The organism is Rhodopirellula halodulae, from assembly GCF_020966775.1.
GTDB classification, from domain to species: Bacteria; Planctomycetota; Planctomycetia; order Pirellulales; family Pirellulaceae; genus Rhodopirellula; species Rhodopirellula halodulae.
On record NZ_JAJKFV010000011.1, the window covers coordinates 299,023 to 319,088 of the forward strand.

General features: G+C 51.8%; 18 protein-coding genes and 1 pseudogene. 2 read left to right on the forward strand and 17 right to left on the reverse strand.

What is annotated here, in order from left to right; translation table 11 throughout:
* Window positions 1-368 precede the first annotated feature (368 nt).
* The gene (locus tag LOC70_RS09695; RefSeq protein WP_230253407.1) at window positions 369-1,436 is read right to left on the reverse strand and encodes an acyltransferase family protein; all 1,068 of its coding nucleotides are present in this window, start codon (window positions 1,434-1,436) and stop codon (window positions 369-371) included.
* Window positions 1,437-1,970: 534 nt separating this feature from the next.
* On the opposite strand from LOC70_RS09695, the gene LOC70_RS09700 reads away from it, so the two are divergent.
* A complete protein-coding gene (locus LOC70_RS09700) occupies window positions 1,971-2,795 on the forward strand; it encodes an IS5 family transposase (protein WP_230253408.1) in 825 nt (274 codons plus the stop codon).
* Between the two features lie 181 nt (window positions 2,796-2,976).
* Here the strand turns inward: LOC70_RS09700 and LOC70_RS09705 are convergent, their stop codons facing one another.
* The 6 genes from LOC70_RS09705 to LOC70_RS24250 all read right to left on the reverse strand — a co-directional run bounded on the left by LOC70_RS09705 (window position 2,977) and on the right by LOC70_RS24250 (window position 7,022).
* On the reverse strand, window positions 2,977-3,786 hold the full coding sequence (locus LOC70_RS09705; RefSeq protein ID WP_230253409.1) for a glycosyltransferase family 2 protein: 810 nt from the start codon (window positions 3,784-3,786) through the stop codon (window positions 2,977-2,979).
* Window positions 3,787-3,800: 14 nt separating this feature from the next.
* Window positions 3,801-4,304 (reverse strand): putative colanic acid biosynthesis acetyltransferase, encoded by a 504-nt coding sequence (locus LOC70_RS09710; RefSeq protein ID WP_230253410.1) that lies wholly within the window; start codon window positions 4,302-4,304, stop codon window positions 3,801-3,803.
* A gap of 120 nt (window positions 4,305-4,424) precedes the next feature.
* Entirely contained in the window at window positions 4,425-4,667 is a 243-nt protein-coding gene (locus tag LOC70_RS24465) for a hypothetical protein (RefSeq protein ID WP_315857232.1), read from the reverse strand.
* Window positions 4,664-5,362: an NAD-dependent epimerase/dehydratase family protein gene (locus LOC70_RS09715; protein WP_315857233.1), complete on the reverse strand. Its 699-nt coding sequence runs from the start codon at window positions 5,360-5,362 to the stop codon at window positions 4,664-4,666. Before LOC70_RS09715 ends, LOC70_RS24465 begins: the two co-directional genes overlap by 4 nt.
* A gap of 250 nt (window positions 5,363-5,612) precedes the next feature.
* On the reverse strand, window positions 5,613-6,731 hold the full coding sequence (locus LOC70_RS09720) for a glycosyltransferase (RefSeq protein ID WP_230253411.1): 1,119 nt from the start codon (window positions 6,729-6,731) through the stop codon (window positions 5,613-5,615).
* A 156-nt stretch (window positions 6,732-6,887) separates the two neighbouring features.
* Window positions 6,888-7,022, reverse strand: a complete 135-nt coding sequence (locus LOC70_RS24250) for a hypothetical protein (RefSeq protein WP_255715860.1) — start codon at window positions 7,020-7,022, stop codon at window positions 6,888-6,890.
* Between LOC70_RS24250 and LOC70_RS09725 the strand changes: the two genes are divergently transcribed.
* Window positions 7,021-8,313, forward strand: coding sequence for an IS701 family transposase (locus LOC70_RS09725; RefSeq protein ID WP_230253412.1), 1,293 nt, complete (start codon window positions 7,021-7,023; stop codon window positions 8,311-8,313). The genes LOC70_RS24250 and LOC70_RS09725 overlap by 2 nt on opposite strands.
* A 92-nt stretch (window positions 8,314-8,405) precedes the next feature.
* Here the strand turns inward: LOC70_RS09725 and LOC70_RS24255 are convergent.
* The 10 genes and pseudogenes from LOC70_RS24255 to LOC70_RS09775 form a co-directional block, all read right to left on the reverse strand.
* Window positions 8,406-8,576: pseudogene (locus LOC70_RS24255) on the reverse strand (DapH/DapD/GlmU-related protein); the annotation flags it as partial.
* 424 nt (window positions 8,577-9,000) lie between these two features.
* Entirely contained in the window at window positions 9,001-9,618 is a 618-nt protein-coding gene (locus tag LOC70_RS24470) for an acyltransferase (protein WP_315857234.1), read from the reverse strand.
* On the reverse strand, window positions 9,615-10,823 hold the full coding sequence (locus tag LOC70_RS09740) for a glycosyltransferase family 4 protein (RefSeq protein WP_230253414.1): 1,209 nt from the start codon (window positions 10,821-10,823) through the stop codon (window positions 9,615-9,617). Before LOC70_RS09740 ends, LOC70_RS24470 begins: the two co-directional genes overlap by 4 nt.
* Window positions 10,823-12,163: a hypothetical protein gene (locus LOC70_RS09745; protein WP_230253415.1), complete on the reverse strand. Its 1,341-nt coding sequence runs from the start codon at window positions 12,161-12,163 to the stop codon at window positions 10,823-10,825. Before LOC70_RS09745 ends, LOC70_RS09740 begins: the two co-directional genes overlap by 1 nt.
* A 245-nt stretch (window positions 12,164-12,408) precedes the next feature.
* Complete coding sequence (locus LOC70_RS09750; protein ID WP_230253416.1) at window positions 12,409-13,740, reverse strand: lipopolysaccharide biosynthesis protein; 1,332 nt, start codon at window positions 13,738-13,740, stop codon at window positions 12,409-12,411.
* A 59-nt stretch (window positions 13,741-13,799) separates the two neighbouring features.
* The gene (locus LOC70_RS09755; RefSeq protein WP_230253417.1) at window positions 13,800-14,741 is read right to left on the reverse strand and encodes an NAD-dependent epimerase/dehydratase family protein; all 942 of its coding nucleotides are present in this window, start codon (window positions 14,739-14,741) and stop codon (window positions 13,800-13,802) included.
* A complete protein-coding gene (locus LOC70_RS09760; RefSeq protein ID WP_230253418.1) occupies window positions 14,738-15,835 on the reverse strand; it encodes a glycosyltransferase family 4 protein in 1,098 nt (365 codons plus the stop codon). Before LOC70_RS09760 ends, LOC70_RS09755 begins: the two co-directional genes overlap by 4 nt.
* A gap of 208 nt (window positions 15,836-16,043) precedes the next feature.
* On the reverse strand, window positions 16,044-17,180 hold the full coding sequence (gene gmd, locus LOC70_RS09765; RefSeq protein ID WP_230253419.1) for a GDP-mannose 4,6-dehydratase: 1,137 nt from the start codon (window positions 17,178-17,180) through the stop codon (window positions 16,044-16,046).
* Between the two features lie 179 nt (window positions 17,181-17,359).
* On the reverse strand, window positions 17,360-17,704 hold the full coding sequence (locus LOC70_RS09770; RefSeq protein ID WP_230253420.1) for a four helix bundle protein: 345 nt from the start codon (window positions 17,702-17,704) through the stop codon (window positions 17,360-17,362).
* A gap of 198 nt (window positions 17,705-17,902) precedes the next feature.
* Window positions 17,903-19,591, reverse strand: coding sequence for an exopolysaccharide biosynthesis polyprenyl glycosylphosphotransferase (locus LOC70_RS09775; RefSeq protein WP_230253421.1), 1,689 nt, complete (start codon window positions 19,589-19,591; stop codon window positions 17,903-17,905).
* Between the last annotated feature and the right edge of the window lie 475 nt (window positions 19,592-20,066).

A 20,066-nucleotide genomic window follows, 5' to 3' on the forward strand; every position in this document is an offset into this window, starting at 1 on the left:
ACGACTGACGACTGACGACTGACGACTGACGACTGACGACTGACGACTGACGACTGACGACTGACGACTGACGACTGACGACTCGCCTCTCGTTCACCCGGCATCCATAGGCGTCGCTACAGCGCCACTTCAAAAAAGCACTTATCCTCGCCAATCAAACACTGATCCCAAGCTAGTTCGCTGCCGCGGCGAACCATACCAGTCCCCGGAATCGCCAGCAGTCGCATAAAAAGACTACCCGACCAGCGCAAGCAACTTTCAACAGCCGCAAGCTTGAAACATAAGCCCAAAGCCACGAAGCAAGTCGACGAAGAAAACACTGCAGCGTTATAGAATCCAGTGCCTACAGTCATCAGAAATTCAAAAGGTTATGAGGAACTCTTCACTGGAACCGTCTTCCCAGCTAACCACCTGCGAACACGGGGATACACAACGATTTCCGCAAACACGCAAAAAGCAACTGTGATGGTCACATAAGCCAAGAGTTCTAACACTGGCGACCCCAGAAAGCTCAAGTACGTTGCGTGTACGATGCTGTTGTAGTGCAAAACATAAAGCGAGAATGAAATCGGCGCGACCGCCGAAAATGCACTAATCGTCCAACCAAAACCAAACCAATTGCTTTGCCGCCATGCAAAAGCCAAAAGGACCAGAACAATTGCACCGATTAAGTGCCGTGTCTCAAGCACCGGATGAATCCCCAAGAACAACGAATCACCTCGCCGAAATGCAGCTACACAAAGGACGATCATTGGAACTGATGCAAGAGCAACGTAGCACAAAGGCGTAACAATCTCCTTCACCCGCACCTGCCCCAAATTTCGCATAACCGCCGCGGCATGCGCTCCAATCCACCAAATCCCGAAGTAGAGAAATATTCGGCTAAGTGGATTGGGCTGCAACGCATAAGTTATCCCTCCAAGAACACAGATAGATCCGACAACGTGCGAACGCACACGCCAGTCTTTTACCAAGAAGACCAACGGAAACAACATGTAGAACCACCACTCGTAATGCAGTGACCATAGCGGACTATTGCCATACAAAGGACCACAGATCGTAGCGGGCTTCGCACTCACAAAATCTTGCAACATAAAAGCATTGCCCAAAAGACGCCTAGGTGTTTCGAAAACCAAACGCCCAGCGGCAATCGATGCCATTGTGAACATTGCAACCACCGCCAATGCCCATACCGAGTAGATACGCGTGAAACGTTTCGCGAAGTACGTCCGAAACTTCTCGATTGGCATATTGGGCTTGGAAGTGGCCCAAAAAATGACAAAACCGGACAGCACGAAAAACACCATAACCGCCTCCTGCCCCAACTTAAAAGCGTGAGCCACCTTCCCCAGTGATGGGTTCGCAAGCACCCAATGCCCAACGCAGACGTAAACGGCAGCAAAACCACGGGCTGCTTCAAGTCGATGAAACTTCATTATTCACTTTAAAAAAACAAGCCGGAACCAACCCCGTCGAGGGGATAAAGCGGTAAGAGCAATTGCCAAGATGCTAGTCGAATTGCACTTCCACAACCATCAAGTTGCCATATAGACAGAACACCGGGATAAAAACCTGCGTTCATATCCTAGTACTCAAAGGCCAACTGTCGCGATTCAAGCTTCAAAGACGCCTCCAATTATTGTACTAGGGGTGACTAGAAGGCTCGACAACTTGCTATCGTGCTTCCCGGATTTTGCAGTAGACCTGCGTAAAGTAGGACATCTTCAACAAAGCGAACACGAACCCGCGTGATCCATCCAGGAAGCCACGTATAAAGAGACAGGCGCCGACGAAATAACTGGCCCGGCGAGCGGTGACGTTACGATTCGGTACTTCAGCTTTTGCTTCCACGTCATCGACGCTCGATCTTCCTCCGGCCTAGGCACTGCCTCGCAATTGATCTTTGAACAGAAAAACACATTTGGCAACCTCCTAGGTGTCTTACCACAGATACCCACGGAGGAAGCCAAATGTCACGCCATGATCTCACGGATGAGGAGTGGAACGCAATCCAAAATTGTTTGCCGAGTCGATCGCGTGGAAGGCCCTGGGCCGACCATCGTCGTGTCATCAACGGAATCCTCTGGGTGCTTCATACAGGCAGCCCTTGGCGAGATCTTCCGGCTGAGTTCGGGTGCTGGCAGATTGTTTACAACCGCTTTCGTCGCTGGATCTACGAGAACGTCTGGGATCGTATGTATGAACGACTGATCAAGCGGGCTGATGCACTCGATCAAATAGATCGCTCTCTGTGGTGTGCTGATGGCAGCGTGGTTCGAGCTCATCGAGCGGCCTCCGGAATGTTGCCGCAGAGCGATGAAAACGACGAATTGAATGCACTCGGACGGTCTCGCGGTGGATATTCAACGAAGCTCCACCTGTTGACCGATGCCAACGGAATCGTTCTGGCCTGCACGGCGACACCAGGTCAGCGCCATGATTCGACAGAGTTTGAATGCTTGATGGCAAATAGCGTCTTGTCGATTCATCGCACCGACAAAAGGCCTCAAGGAATCTCAGGTGACAAGGGCTACAGTTCTCACGCGATCCGCGAAGCGATCACCAAGCTCGGAATCCAACCCATCACACCCACCAAAAGCAATGAGCATCCAAACCCGAATTTTGACAAAGAGCAGCACCGCAGACGCAATATCGTCGAGCGTGCAATTGGATGGCTCAAGGAATCGCGACGAGTGGCAACCCGATACGATAAGCTGACGTCTTCCTACCTGACGTTCGTGCAACTCGCAGCGATGCGAAAGCTAATCAAACTATGCTTACGAGACAGTGCCTAGCTAGGAACCGCGCCGCTTCCCAAGAGGAATACTCGTTGTGTTTGGCAATGTAGTGGTGCAGCGGACGAAAGTCCCGGTGATCGATCTCGGATCGAATGGTCCCCAAGGTGCCATCGAAAATCGGATAGTCATGGATCCGAAAATCCATGTGACTCGTACCGCAGCGCCTGCAGAACGTCATTCATGACGCTTTCTCTGCGTCTTGATGCACTTGCATTTCTCGCATTTTAATTTTGATCAAGAACTCGTAGTACGCAATATTAACGCAATAAATGAAGCCTGGTGCTCCCTCTAGAAAGCCCAACTTAATAATATAAGCGTGCAAGAAACGAATCAGTGGCCAACCGGGAACTCCAGTTAAAGCAAGCTTGATCGCTGGATTGCGAACAGATGGAGCCCTGTCAAACATCGCACTAAGGGATTTTTCACTGGAAAAACGAGCCATAGCCTCATCGGTGGAATAGCGGTTGTGACGCGATATCCAATTCGACCACCCTTTCGAGAAGCCAAAGTGCAAGTAGGGTTCCCTTATATACCCAACTTCGCCCCGAAGATCGCACTCTTTCTGCCCATGCCCGAAATCTGTGAACCTAGCCATACCTTTCCGCAGCAGCCGAAACTGCCATTTTGGGAAACTGTCACAGCGTTTTAGCCACCGTGACTCCAGCATCATCTTCCAACAGCAATAAAACCCAGCCGTCTCAGTCCCGGCTGATTCAACGGCATCCAGAATGCTTAAAGAAAACTCTTTCGTTGCAACTTCATCGGCATCAAGAAACAGAATCCAATCATGCTTGAGTGCAAGTTCATCGAGTGCGTGGTTGCGTTGCTTCCCAAAAGATGCGAACGGATGATAGCTCACCTGGGCACCGGATTCCTCAGCAATGGCAATGGTCCTGTCTGAACTGCCAGAGTCTAGAACATGGACGTCATCGCACCAATCCAACGCAGCGAGACACGCCGGAAGATCCCTTTCTTCGTCTTTTGTCAAGATAATTACCGATATCATGACGTTGACCTGCCAGCTTTTTGAAGTCGACGTTTGCGGATCTCTCTCGCTGGATTGCCAACATAAATGCCGTTGGCATCCGCGTCCTTGAACAAGCACGCTCGTGCGCCAACGACAGCGCCATTCGCGACAGTCACTCCGGGACCGATGAACGCTTCCGCCGCCACCCAGGCACCACGGCCAATTTCAATGGGTGCCACCGTCAATTGGAAATGTTGATCGCCCACGTCATGGCTGGCGGCACACAAAGAAGCGTCTTGCGAAACGATGGCACCTTCACGCAGCGTGATCTTGCCCATGCAATAGCAATTGGATCTTGGCCCCAAACAACTTCGAGACTCCATCCTTAAGTTGCTGGGCAACCAAATACGAGCGTTCCCGTAGATGTTCGCATCCCAGGCAATATCCCCACCAAACAAACGAACGATCGCGACTCGGTAGTACCGAAGCGGCGGCGGCGTCCAAGAAGCGAGCAGTTTCCATGCAACCGTCCACAACACGCGAAACAAACGATTGGACAGAGAGTAGCTGGGGCCACCTTCCAACGGTCTCGTAGAACTAGCATCGAGGAGTTCAGACTGACTCAAGTTATTCTCCTAATACGCTCCAAGTAGGACAGTTCACAAGGTGGCGAACCAGGCTGTTTCACATATACCGGGTAATTTTTGCCACCACTCGCAGTTGCTCTTGTACCAATCCACGCATTTCCGCAGGCCATCTTCTAAACCAACTTTCGGCTCCCAGTCTAGCAAGGCTTTCGCTTTCGCTATGTCGGCCCAAGTCGACTTCATATCCGCCACATGCGCGTCTTGATAATTCACGACCGCAGTTTTCCCAAGCATCTCCTCAAGACTCTTGATCACATGGTTGATTGAGATGGGCGTATTCCCTCCACCCAAGTTGATAATTTCATAGCCCACTTGTTTAGTCGCCAGAATAGCCCCCTGGCAATATCGTCAACGAAGGTGAAGTCACGCGAGTGTTCACCATCTCCATAGACGGAGATTGGCGTACCCATCTCAATAGCGTGGATAAATCGAAAGCAACTCATATCAGGCCGTCCGGCAGGTCCGTACACCGTGAAATATCTCACCACCGAAACATCGACCCCATAAAGATGGCGGTAAGCATACGCCATCGATTCAGCAGCTTTTTTCGTAGCCGCATATGGCGAAATAGGAGCATTTACAGGAAGCGATTCCAAGAACGGCATCGCCTGACCTGCGTAAAGCGATGAAGTGGATGCCAGGACAAACTTCTTGACACCTTGAAGGCGCCCTTTCTCAAGCAGATGTAAGCTACCCGTTGAATTTGTCTGCATATAGACATGCTGGTTGGCCATGCTGAAGCGGACTCCAGCTCGTGCTGCAAGATTCAAGACGACATCGAACTTGTCGTCTAGGAACACAGCGGAAACTGCATTGCGATCTCCGATATCGACGCACCGAAACTGAAAATGCTTAGACCGCCTCAATGATTCCCAGCGATGAAACTTCAAGGCCACGTCGTAGTAGTCATTAAGATTGTCAATCCCGACGACCTCGACCCCCTGGTCCAATAGTTGCTGGGCGACGCAAGACCCAATAAACCCTGCGAACCGGTTACGAGCATTTTTCTCACAGACTTATCACCATGCATCATGCACCTTCATGGCTACATCGACTCTCGGATATCCAAGCCGAGACAAGCTTGGCAATTGCGATTGCGTATTAAACAGCGTTGAACAGATGGACGGTCAAATCCTACTAAGGAAGGTCAAATCGCTTGTCCCAGATTGAACCCAATTTATTGGGATACGCTGAAGGCATTTAGCCGGCCCCAAGTTCCTCATATTGGTTAACAACTCGCTCCAGCGTGAAGCGTTCTTCAACCAAGCGTCTAGCTTGCTTCCCTGCCTCTACCAGATCGGTACGCAAGCAGAACTCTTCGAGTGTCTGGTACAGTTCATCGGGATCCAGAGTGGTCTGGAGCCCCGCGCCCGTCTCGGCAACTTCGGGAAAATTACAGCCTGGAGTGACAATTGCAGGCACCTGCCAAGACAAGGCTTCGACAACTGCGTTAGGGAACCCCTCGCTGTGACTCGGAAGAACGAACCCATCAGCAATTTGGAAGCACGCATTTTTGCGAGATCCGCTGACTTCACCTAGAAAGTGAACGTTCCCCTCATTCCCGCGTAGCAGCGTTTCGATACGCTCTCGATATGCATCATCGCCATAAGAACCAGCTACAACTAGGTGCCAGCGGGGCTGACGCTTGCTAAGTTTGAAAAATTGCGGAAGGAAGCGGTCGAGTCCCTTCTTGGGGTCAATTCGTCCTAGATACAGGAGTACCCGAGCATCACTGGGAACCTTGACACCTAGATTTCGGTAGGCTAAGTCCTGATCAAACTGCTCAACATTCGGCAAAACGACTCCGTTAGGTACTACCTTGACATTGGCTGTAGGATACATCGCTTGGATGTATCCCTGCTCAATGGACGTGTTCGCCAAAATGGACGCTGCGCGATTCAGGTTTCGATTGACGTAACCAACTTTTGCGAGCCGTTTTTTCCACGGTGACTTGGATAAGATATAATTTTCAAGCATGCCGCAAGATCGAATATGCAGTTTGCCCGAGTCGACACCAGACAGCCTTAAAGCCAATCCGTCGATTGCCCCCCAAATCCCACTAACGATGATCGCATCAACCTTCTCGGCCAACTGATGTATTCGGCGACTCGCCCCAACCGCGGAGCGAACGCCAGCATCACCAGCAACATGTTCAAGTTTTATGTCACGTGATAATGCAACAGCTTCGGACTCAATTGGCACCGACGCAATCGTGACCTGATGCCCACGTTTGACCAGCTGATTCGCGATAGCTGCCGCCACGCGCGGAGGACCACCCGACTTGACAGCGATTCCCTCAACAATAAACAGAAATTGCATTCTTTACCTAATTGCACTTTAGGCGATCGGATGTGACCAGGAAATTGATGTAGCCACGAAAATGGCCCGCGTGGAAAATGGAGGTTCTCATACACTCCCAAGTACCACGGGGCCAAGGATGGCGAAGCGTAAGCACAGCGGCAGACCGCCACAAGCTCAATCTGGTTCGAAGTCCAAACCGTCCCAGCACGACAAGCGAAGCCGACTGGGCAGACCCAATGCCGATCGCAGACGGACCACCGAGGCGGCCGTGCCGCTGACCGGAGGCATCGCCACATTGGCTACCGCCATGAGTGGAATGCTGGATGCTCGGATCGGTTTTCGATTGCCGATCGTCGTCGCCGGTGCAATGCTCGCCGGTGGTGGCCGCACCGCGGCAAGCTGGTTTCGCCGAGCCAGTGTGAAGGACGACTGGGATCGGTTTTACTTGCTGTTGCGGTCGGTCGGCAAAGACGCCGCTTCGTTGATACTGCCGATCTTGATGTTCATCCTCAGGAAGTTCGATCCTGCCGAGGGAGGCTACTGGACGGTGGCGATTGATGACTCCCCGACCAAGCGGTTCGGCCCACAAGTTGAAGCGGCCAACATTCACCACAATCCGACACCTGGACCGGGTGATGGCGACTGGCTTTACGGTCACAACTGGGTCTGTTTGGCGATCGTACCTTCGCATCCGCTCTTCGGAGTGATTGCCTTGCCGTTGCTTTCGCGTTTGTACGTCCGGAAAGTGGACATCGATGCCTTGGTGGATCGCTATGTTTGGGAACTTCGCACCAAACACCAACTCGCGTTGGACCTTTGCCGGCAAGTGATCCGGCATCTCCGCGCCCTCGGCAGCAAAGCCGCCTTTGTAGTTGTTTTCGATGGTGCGTACGCAGCCAAGACGCTGGTGCGTCCGCTCTTGGATGAGGGTGCAACCGTGGTAACGAGGCTTCGTCGTGATGCCAAGCTGTTTGACCTTCCGGTGAACAAAGCGGGTCAGCGTGGGCGTCCTCGCAAGTATGGGAAGAACCGAATTCGTCTGAGCAATCGTGCTAGGAATCGACAAGGATGGAAGACGATCACCTACGCGTGTCGCGGCGTGATGGTCGCAGGCCGATACAAGACGTTCTTGGCGACCAGTCACATCACCGGCTGCCCGATCCGTGTGGTGTTGCTTGAGCCTGCCAGCGGAAACTGGGCGGCGTACATCAGCACTGACACGTCGATGGAAGTGGCAACGATCCTGAAGATCGTATCGGACCGGTGGACTATCGAAGAACACTTCCACGACGTCAAAGAGATCTGGGGTGCCGGTGAACAACAGGTTCGCAATGCCTGGTCGAGCATCGGATGCTGGCACTTGTGCGGATGGCTGTACGCGATGGTCGAACTGGAATGCTGGGACGAGTCTTCGGACGAATTGGTCGACCGCAGCGACCGACCATGGGACAAGCCCGATCGTCGCCCGTCCCATCAAGACCGTCGGCGTCGAATCGCCCGCAAAATGCTGCACAAATCATTTTTGAGCGATCTGGAACCCGGCGCCGACCCATCGAAAATCAGGCAGCGACTCGATCAGTTGCTGGCCTTGGCCGCATGAGACAACACCACGTTACAAGCAATCACCTAAAGTGCAGTTACCTAAACTGCCTGAAAAATAAGCGGCTGTAACTTCAGCAACACAAACCAGGGTTATGCATGATCTCGAAAGCGGATCAGCTTTGCGGGGTTACCACCAACAATAGACCACGCTTCAACGTCTTTAGTAACGATTGCCCCAGCACCAACAATTGCATGGTCACCGATAGTAACACCCGGCAGGATAACGGCGCGTGTTCCAATCCAAACATCATTTCCGATAACAACAGGTCGTCGCACAGTTTCGCCTTGCTCTCGCATCGAGATATCCGAACGGCGAAACTCGTGGCTTGACGAGAGGACTGTAACCTCTGGCCCCAACATTACATCATCACCAATTTTCGTATCACACGCGATTCGGCAGTGAATATTAATTGACGAATAGTCGCCAATCTCAATATCTTGACCGGCTCCTAAATGCACCAACTTATGAACTTTAACATCCGTACCCATGCCCTTAAAAAACTGCCTCGCCAATGTTTTCCGAACCCACATACTTAGACTTCCTAACGGAAGTGGTGGGTCGGGAAGAAAGTTCGCGAACGCATAGAAAAGGAAAAGCGAAAGCGTGCTTCTAACACTCAAGCGTTTGCGTTTTAACAAAGATTGGCTGGAATCGTGAAATTGCTGTTTCATGAGCTCATCTCGATCACCTTGTCCTCAATACTCTAGCTGGTGAACCAACTGCCACTGAATATTCCGGTATGTCCTTTGTGACAACTGAGTTTGCTCCGATTACAGCTCCATCACCTATTTCAACACCACCAACGACCATGCACCCGCGACCAATCCACACATTTTTGCCGATCAGAATACTGCTGCCTGTGTAGCCCTGCTCCTTTATAGGCGTGCAACGATCTGAGAACGCATGGTTGTAGTCCCTTATACTAGTGTATTCTCCAATTGACGTACCTTCACCAACAGTGATCCCATACAAGGCAGTTAGAACACAACCATCATTGATCGTCACGTTCTCTTCGAGACGTATTGGAGCAGTCTTGCCGCCCTGAAAAACGCAACGTTTTCCGATCCGCACAAAATCATGCAAAACGATTGGACAGCAAGGAACGACGAACGATGGTAAACCGTCAATCCTAACCCCCCTTCCGATCTGGGAGAAGCCGTAGCGGCCGATCGTCTTGAAGTAATACAGCCAGAATCGTTGGCGAACGAACCGAGACGCATACCACAGCAACGCGAATGGAAGCCTAACGCCATAACGACCCACCAAGTACTCAAGGTCCTGAGCAATTTGCCGCCCCCTCATAGGTTTGCTTCCACATTCTTTTCGTTAACCACATCGCGAAGAGCCGCTTCATAGTTTGCAAACTGGAAATCGCGAATTGAATTAAGTGAATTCGAGGCAATAGTATTTCGATACTCATCATCCGATGCCAGACGTCCAATCGCACCAACAAACCCATCAACATCGCCTGCTTCAAACTCAAACCCATTGAAAGAATGTTGAACAACTGAACCCGTTTGCTTTGTAGTCACTACAGGCAAACCGAATGACATCGCCTCATAAGTTGCGACCGAAGAACCTTCCAGATAACTTGGTAGAAAAAACGCTCCAGCCTCAATCAACTTATTTTTCAGAGCGGGGTGCGGCAAAACACCAAGGTACTCAACGTTCGAATTGCCGTACCGGGAAGAATACGCATCAAATTCTTCAGACACTGACCCGGCGACTTGAAATACAATATTGTCAATCCGCCTCAGCACTTTAGCTACCCGAAAGAGATCTTCTAGCCCCTTTCGCCGTGCATCGTTGCCTACGAAAAGCACCTTCATTTTTGAACTTGTCCTAACCGGTAGCGTGGATAGTGGTTTGAAAGGAGTCCAGTAAGGGAGCACCCTGATTTTGTGCGTCGGAACACCGTAGGACCTTAGTTCGTCAAAGACGAATTGCGAGGGAGCAAGAATTAAGTCTGCCAGCTCCCACTCTCTACTTTCCCTTTCACCAAGGCTACGAAAGTGATCCCGCCACAAATCGCAATCGGACGGTTCACCGTACGCGGAGAGTGCTTTCGCCTGACTTTGTCTCGGAGCAACACACTGCTCAAGAACCTTCGTTTTGGCTGAGCAACTTTCAAACACCTCTTTGGCGGCCGTATCTAGGCAATAGACCGTGTCTGGCACGTGATTACTAAGACCAACGGACCTGAGATAGCACTTAGCGAGCGACGCCGCTGCAGCTATTTGCATTTCGTACTTCCGATGCTCTGGCTTGAATCGCAGGTGATACCTCAACTTCAAACCAGCGACGTAATCACAATGCAGCGTACCACATTTGAGATCCACAGCGTAGCGATCAGCAGAAACGCGAGACGGCAAAGCAACCCTACCAAACAGATGGTTGCGAAATGCGATATCTGTGCACAAAACACCTAGTTGCGACGCCTTATCAAATACCTTTGCGACATCAAAAGACCGTCGTGGCGTGAGTTGAACCACATCGACCACAGGCATTATAGAATCTCCTCTGGCGTATGCAGCTTGCTCGCATCCACGGTTCTGTTGCGGACTATTTTGCTACGCGCAACCAGCTTGGGAAACAAATATAGGCAAACATAGACAAGACATGTCCAAGGCAAAGCCAACACCGGGCAAGCTGAAAATGAATCATAAATAGTAAACGGAATAAAAACTGTCAGGACGCAATAAATCAATCGCAACCTTGCGTCGTTGGAAGCAAAGCAGGTGTCATAGAGCTTGGCTACGAGCACACCAAAGGCGACGAAGTAGAACACGCCAAACCAACCAAACGCCAAGAACGCGTCTCCAAAACCGAATCTTGTTAGGTAGAATTTACTATTTGAGTACGCAACATGAGAATCTGAAGCGGTCGCCCTAACCACATCTAAGTCAGGCTGCGGAAACTGAAACGCAGCCTTAACCGCATCACCGAACAGAGTAGAACTCACATACTGAAAAGTTATTTTATTAATAAACTCAACGCCATATGAATAGCTGCCTGTCTTCTCTACGGCAGCCATATCTTTCGATACCTCAATCACTTCATTTGTCCCTTCTCCAGCAATGCCACCTTGCAACTCATCTGAAAAGCTAATACTTGCCACTTCAGAGAACTCAAAATTGCGAGTAAATGCCCTGATCGACGGCAACAAAAAGAAAACAAACAGCACAAAAAGAACCCCTAGCCCAATTTGCCTGGGACTAAGTGTTTTGCCGTTGATAGCCCATAGCGGAACCAGGATTGACAATGGCAGGAACAAGGTATCACTTCGCCGACCGGAAATAAAAATAAACGGCAATGACGATAGCACGCACACAATAAATATCGCCAGGCAATTCCTGTTGCGAGTCAAGAGAAAACCGCCCCAGGCGAGAACTTGTATTGGCCGCAAAAGCCTCGCGAAAAACAGAAAGATAGCAAAGCTTCCACCGAGCACGCTGCCGTATTCGGTCGGGTTGATCTGCGATAGCGACGCGAGTGCAACGAGCAAAAATGGCACCAACGACAAACTCAACAATGAACCCGAAATATTTCGCTTCGGCTTATCGGGTTTACTTCGAAATCGCCTGAATCTTTTATAGAAATGGATTGCTGACACCATGCAAATCAAAGCAAACCATGCGAAACGCAAGAATTCAGCGCTGGCCATCCGATCAGAATTGCCAAGGTTGGCTATGAGCGTCGGCAACACCATTACAGAAAACGTTGCCGAAATCAGGAACGGAAGCTGATACGCGAGAGCGGGGTTCTTCCTCGTGCGTAGCAACTCACCTGTAACAACCCCGGTTAGCAGGAACACCGGTACGCATTTCAATACTGTATCGCTCAACATTAGCTGCACTATCATACTGACAAGAGCACTTCGCATTTTGTCCTAGATGGCAACTCTTCGCTGACATCACATAATCCAAAGCGAATCTGGTTCGACTACATCGCCTGAATCGCATTAACAGCGGTCAACCTGACTATGGAAACACGCATTGAAATCGGCACTGTGTTTTTCTCTTGAGACCTGAAAAACAGCCAGCAGGGGGTAGCTTCGAATACTGGACTGGAACAAAGGAGACCGCCACAGCGCTATGTTATGGAGCGTTCAACCTTAGCCCACCTAGCGTCCCCCAGGATTCTATAGCACTCGTAGGCGGCAAAAGGAATAACCAGGAAATCGAAGAGAATCACTGACATAGCCGCTCCGGGAAGACCATTGGTCATCGTCAACTGATAGCAGATCGGAATGGTAACCAGGCATAACACGAGATACCAAAAAGCAAAACGTTCGTGTTCGTTTGACGCATTAATCAACGTCGTATAACCAAACCAAATCGCACTTGTTGGTATCGTAAGAACGAACAGACGCAGCACGGTTTGATCAAGTTCGACCATCGATCCCGTCCATTGCTGATAGATCATTGGCCCGAAGAGCACTAGCGAAAACGAAGCAATCATTGCGACGACGCCGTTTAATAAGAGAGTGATCCTAAGAAGCCGTCTAACCTTGTCGAATTCCCCTAGCCCAAGCAAAGTGGTGTACTCCGGCCAAACCGATTGCCCTAGCAGGTTAAAGATTTGCTGAGCGGACCGGACAAGCGTCCGGCAAGTACTAAACCCAACCACCGCAAGTGGGCCGAGTGCCGAATTCACAACAAGGACAGTTCCCTGAAGTAAAAATGCATTTCCCAACGGGAACACACAGTAGGCAAGCCCCTTCCGAAAGCAGCGGGTGAAATCGTTGTAATTGCAACCCGCTAGTCCGAGCTTCAATTCTGGGCAAATGCGCAACCCAAAGAATAGACCTGCGGAAGCGAATGCGATATTTGCGAGCAAGAGAGCAGTGGCGGCTGCGGAAACAGACCTAAAAAAGTGCAGTGCAATTACCAGCAGGCATAGAGTCACGAGTGGGCGTGTTGAACGCAACAAGATTGCAAGGTCAGCTCTACCTTTCGAACGAAATAACGCATCGCCAAGTGATCCCTGGAGACCGACGATTGAAGCACAGCAAAGTACAATGAGTATCAATTTCAGTCTATTCTCCGAAATATTCGCCACGCCAAGGAGTCCGCCCCAGTTTACCAATGGAACCCCAACAGCTACGATCGCCATAACAGCAGCAGAGACACTTATGATTCCCACAAGTGCCGAATGAAAGACTCGCTCTGCCGCCTTCCAATCACCTGTTGCGGACTTCAGGGAGATTTCATTTGCAGCAACCGCCCCAAATCCTACGTCCGCCATCGAGAGCCACGCAGGAATCGATGAAAGAACGATCCAAACCGCGTAAGTTCCCGGCCCTAGATAAGCTAAGAAAATCGGAACCTGGGCAACCGTCACCAGGCTGCCTGAGATCTTCCCAAACGAAGACGCCGAAATGTTTGACAATAGTCGTTTTTTTATTGACGTCTTTGAGCTCATCAGCATCCTTCTCTTATGCATAGCAGCGAAAGTCTATCGCTTCCATCGGACACTCGCCACTAACGGTCAAGTTCCTGGACACTACACGCCCAGTCAAAATACCTTTCTATTTCATCACGCAATGTAGCCTCGCATGTAAAACCGATTGTCTTCAATTTTGTGCAGTCTGCTTGCCACTTTGCAGGATCTCCCGTTCTGCTCGCACCTGAAAATTCGAGACCGAGGTTTGTGTTGCTTGCAGCAAGCATGGTAGCGGCAACGTCGCGAACAGTCGTCTGCTTACCGCTGGCTACATTGAACACAGAACTTGAGTTCTCAATATCGCATTGTGCGATATTGAGAGCTGCCCTGGCAATATCTGAAGCATGAACATAGTCCCGTGTCTCCTCTCCGGTCCCAAACAGGCCTATCTTCTCTTGCCCTGACCTGCTCGCCTCATTGATCTTCATCGCAATATCCCAGAGCAGTTGTTTGCGAAGTCCAGTCCCATAGGCAGAGAAAATCCTCATGACACTTACGCGAATGCCGTACAAACGGGCATATTCGGCGGCGAGAGTCTCGACTACCTTTTTGTGGATTCCGTAAGGCGAAATAGGGCAAAGAGGATGTTCTTCAGTTATTGGCAATTCGGTCGGTTCGCCATAGACCGCAGCACTAGAGGCGACAATGCAATGACAGTCGGCTTGATGCTTAGCAAGATACAGAAGCAGGTTAGCCGTCCCCGGCAACGCAGCTAAAAAATCTTGGTATGGGAAGTTAACAGACAAAGGTACGTGACTGGACGCAGCCAAATGAAAACAAAACTTGAACTTGGTGTCAACAAACGCCTCCTCAAGCGAACAAGCCTCAAGGTTCCCGTGGACAAATCTCGCCCAATCAATATTACCCGGATCGTTACTCCTTGCTACGCAATACACACGATAGCCTTGCGCCAAGCAATGTCGGGCAATATATTTCCCCAGGAAGCCATTGCCGCCAGTTATTAGCACAGAATCATTCATTGATTAAAGTAGACCTCTGGGCTTTTGAGCATTTCACGCCATGTATCTTCATGTACGGAGCGGGACTGGTGGCAACTAAACCATGACTTCAAGCGTTGGTTGTTGAAAACCTTCCGCTGGATCCGATCGATAAACCTAATCAAGCCAGCGTTCAACGCAGTTCTCCCCGTTTCTACAACGAGTGCATCGTCGTTCTCAATCAAACAGTCCGCGATTGCGCCAACGTTGCAACTAAGAAACGGCAGGCCAACACTCGCGGACTCTAGCAACACTAGAGGCAAACCTTCGGTTCGTTGGCTGGGGGCGACCAATCCGTGATAACTTGCAAGCAACTTCGAATATTCATCCCCACCAGGGTACACTCCCTTTATAGCAACCGTCTCCGAGAGAAAAGCAGATTCTCCTATAGCGCTCCGAAGAGCACTCTCCTCCGGACCACGCCCCCAAATGTCAAGTGATACATCCTTCCTTCCTAGTTCAGACAAAGCAGCTAAAAGGACAGCTAGACCTTTGTTTGCAGCGAGCCGGCCGAAATACGCTAGTTGAATGTTGCCGGAGTTTTGCCAATTGTTCGCGAGTTGAGTGCTCACGTATATTTGATGGAAGCATGGCAGAGGTTTGAGCGGTCCGTCGTATTGCATTTTCGAGATGATCGGCTCGGACAACTTTTGAGATTGAACCGCAACTGCGTCGTATCCAGCTATCATTTCCTTCAGCAACTTGCTTTTTGGCTGATAGTCATCAGTGACTACCTGAAAAATTTTGTAAGGTCGTTCTCCGAGAGCCCTTCCCATGGCGGCGTATCCGCGCCCGCAAGCGGTACTAATGAGTAAATCTGGATGAAATTTTTTCGCCTTAGCTATAGCGCTATACCAACTCAGTGTTTTAAGGAATTGGCCGGTCAGTTTTCCGTTTTTCCCAACCACACTTGCCGAGTGCTGTACCTTTCCATCTGGGTTTTGGTCTGAGTCGCGAATACAAATCGAAAACACTTCATGGCCTTCGTTTCTAAGAAACTTCACCAATTCATCGAAATGTACCTGGAGTCCTCCGTTAAGACCTCCTGAACCTAACACGCATATTCTTTTTTTCATCTGATTGAAATACGGATCCTGAACGGGTCGATGCGAATGGGCTGCGGGGATGCAAAGTTGAGAAAGAGTAACTTGAGATTTGTTCTTTCGACAGACTGCGGTATCGTAGCTAGAACAGTTGAGCTAACCCAGAAGCGTCGCTCCAAGTACCACAAAGCCCAAATCTAAATGCATTTCAGCTGCGAGCATGGCGGATGCAATTCTACGTTCACTCGACCGCCACGCTGACGCTATGCCCGTGTTTTTTAAGCAAGGCATGTCGCCTCGCAATGTCGAGGTCGCTTTCGACCATCTCGGCGCACATTTCCTCGACGGTGATTTCGGGGACCCAACCAAGACGCTCTTTGGCTTTGGCGGGGTCGCCGAGCAGGGTTTCGACTTCCGCCGGGCGGAAGTAGCGGGGGTCGACTTTGACAATCACGTCGCCGACGGAAATCGCGGGGGCTCTTTCGGAATCGGTGATCTTGGTGACGGTGGCGATCTCGTCGACACCCTCCCCACTGAACTCGACTTCCATTCCGGCCTCTTCCGCGGACATGCGGACGAATTCTCGCACGGTGATCTGCTTGCCGGTCGCGATCACAAAGTCCTCGGCGACTTCCTGCTGCAACATCATCCACTGCATTCGCACGTAGTCTTTGGCGTGCCCCCAATCCCTGAGCGCATCCATGTTGCCGAGGTACAGGCAGGGCTCGAGGCCTTGAGCAATGTTGGCCATCCCTCGGGTGATCTTGCGGGTCACGAAGGTCTCGCCACGACGGGGGCTCTCGTGGTTGAACAGGATCCCGTTGCAGGCATACATCCCATAGGACTCGCGGTAGTTGACCGTGATCCAGTACGCGTACATCTTCGCGGCCGCGTACGGTGAGCGAGGGTAAAACGGCGTGGTTTCCTTCTGCGGGATCTCCTGCACCAGCCCAAACAACTCGGACGTGCTGGCTTGGTAGAATCGGGTCTTCTCCTCCAGCCCTAGGAACCGGATCGCTTCCAGCAATCTCAGCGTGCCCAAGCCGTCGACGTCGGCGGTGTACTCGGGGGATTCAAACGAGACCGCGACGTGGGACTGGGCCCCCAGGTTGTACACCTCGTCGGGCTGGACCTCGGCCATGATCCGGGTCAGGTTGCTGGTGTCGGTCAGGTCGCCGTAGTGCAGCTTGAAGCGAGCGTCTGAGCCATTTTGGGTGCATTGGGCCTGCGGCGACTGGTAGATGTGATCGACACGCTGCGTGTTGAAAGAGGACGCTCGACGCTTGATCCCGTGGACTTCGTAACCTTTTTCCAGCAACAGCTCCGCGAGGTAGGAACCGTCCTGGCCGGTTACGCCGGTGATGAGCGCTTTTTTCATAGTTGCGAGTTGCGAGTTGCGAGTTGCGAGTTGCGAGTTGCGAGTTGCGAGTTGCGAGTTGCGAGTTGCGAGTTGCGAGTTGCGAGTTGCGAGTTGCGAGTTGCGAGGGGCGAGGGGCGAGGGGCGAGGGGCGTTTTTCTCGTGTCTCGCGACTAGCCGCTCGCTACTTTCTCTAACCGCTACTCTCTTCTGTGTCGTTGAATCAATGCACCCAGCATTCGCCCGAGCTGCAAGGCTTCGTCTGCCCATTGCTGACCGTCGGGCTTTTCAATGTAACCGGCTTCGATTCCGATCAAAATCTGCGTCCGAAGTTCGCCCGCCGAACCTTTCGCGTAGGCTAAGAATCTCGCGATCTCTTTTTCGCTGTCTCGCTCGTAACCTTCGGCGATATCGGATGGAATCGAAAGCCCGCTACGAGTGAGCTGGTCTCGAAACCCGAAGTCCCTCAAGGCTTTCGTTTGCTGATAGAGCGTTGCAGAAAGCCGAGCCGAGCGTTTCCAAACTTCGAGGTTTTCGTAGGACACGGGACAGGACTTTGTTTTTTTGGATAGTTGCGAGCGGCGAGTTGGATGTAGCCGGATTCGCCGAGAACTCGGAAGGGAGGACAAAGCGGTTTCTCGTTTCTCGTTTCTCGTTTCTCGTTTCTCGTTTCTCGTTTCTCGTTTCTTTCTAAAAACTGACGACTAAAAACTAGAAACTCTTGCTGTATTTGCTCCGCAAATTCAGCAAGCCCCTTCCCGGAAGAGGGCGGTTTTGATGGTTCGCCAGAGAATGAAGATGTCACCGGTGATGGACCAGTTGTGAAGGTAGAACCGGTCGAAGTGAATTCGCTGCTCGTAGGAGGTGTCGTTGCGGCCGCTGACTTGCCAAAGCCCAGTGATTCCGGGACGAACCATTTGATACATCTCAAAGACCTCAGGATGGCCCTGAATGTATTCCCGGTCGTAGTTGCCACAATCAATGATCGGTCGGGGACCGACCAGGCTCATCTCGCCTTTCAGCACGTTCAGGAGTTGCGGCAGCTCGTCCAGGCTGGTTTTACGGAGGAAGTCGCCGACGCGAGTGATCCGGGGATCGTTTCGCAGTTTGTGCGTGGCCTCCCACTCGGCTTGCATGTCGGGATGGTTGTCGAGGTAGTCACGTAATTTCTCGTCGGCGTTGCAGACCATGCTGCGAAATTTCATCGCCTGAAACGGCCGGCGGTAGCGACCGACTCGGGACTGACTGTAGAAAATCGGTCCAGGATCAAAGACCTTGATCGCGACACCAATGATCAGCATCACGGGCAACCAAAGCGGCAAAGTCCCCAACACCAAGATCAAATCCATCCCACGTTTGAGAAACTGCGCTTTCGGGCAATTCAGTGTGGTCCGACAATGCATTTGCACCTGACCGTCCGCCTCGATCAATCGCACAGATTCAGTGGGATGCTGCTCCAGTTCGGTTGGCACGGCAACGTGCGGAATGCCGTGAAACTGATGAAACGCGTTGCCCGCGAGGCGATTTCGTTCCGCGATCACGATCCGACAAGCGCCCGAATCGTGAAGAACCTCCTCGAGCACTGCGATCGGGCCCATGTGCAATCGCTGCCCTCGACCGATCCGCTCAGCCATGGTTTGGCACCACGCCGCTTCTCGACGGTAGGCTTCTCGCCACGCGTGATCGCCGTCAGGCCGATCGGCCTCGCCTGCGTTGCGAGAGCCTTGCGCTCGCGTTGCCCAATGCGGCAGGGGATCAAAGACGATGCCCACAGGACGCACACCTTCCGTTTGGCAACTGAGCAGGCGATCAAACAAGCGTGCCGCCCGCTCGCCGTTGCCGACAACCAAGACGGGTTGCTTCCACCAATGAAACCGGCAGAACCAACGTCGCACCATCGGACGCACCGCACTGAGGCAGAACGTCAAGGAAGCACACAGCACCAACCAACCCAACCAAGGAAAACGCACCAATCCGGTGGCAAAGAGCATCCCCAGCCCCAATGCGGAACAGACCTGGACGGAGGTTTTCAGAATTTGCCTGAACTCGATCGAGTAGTTGACACCGCACCCCGGGTAGAGCTCATGCATGTGATGCAGTAGCACCGACAGCACCACCACCGCGACGACAAACCACGGTTGCGCCAACGTTCCGGTGCCAATGCCACAAGCGAGTGACAACGTCGCGGCCAAGGCGGCGGCCAGCACATCGGCGACAATCAGCGGAACGGCGGTTTGCAGGTCATACCATGCTTGCCGACGGCCCATCTGAATTGCACCTTCGGTGCTGATCCTTTGGATACCGGCTCCAAAGAATTCGCCCGAACCAGTTTCCGACCTGCGTTCCAGGTGGCGGACCACCCGGTTGCTTGAGATCTCCTCTCCACGGAGGACTCCGGAATCGGTTGCATCGTCTAACGCGATAGCGCTCATACTGTTCTCATCCTTGGATGAAGTGAAAGCGTGTTGACGGAAAGAAGTTGGGGGAGAAAGACAGAAAGTTAAAAGAAGCGAGTTGCGAGCGGCGAGTTGCCAGATTCGCTGAGGGAACTTCGTTGGCAGTTCCCAGCCTTACTGACGCGGCGTGTGTGACGCTTCGTCGCCGGGGTGGGATTGGTAGCCGAACTTTGGTAGCCGGATTCGTCAAGAATTCGGGAGGCTAGTTGCTAGCTAGCAGTCGATTACAGCCTGATTCGCATAGCGTTTCAGAAGCAAATTGACATTTGCCTTGCTAACGCGACGGGTTGTGTCGCTTCGTCACCGGGACGGGTTTGGTAGCCGGATTCGCGGAGAATTCGGAACGGACTTGGTGAGACGTCGCGTTGAATGCTGGTGAGACGGCGACGGAGTTTGCACTGGAGGGGTGGGGAATCACAGGCTGGAAGCCTTTTTCTACCCCACATCTTTA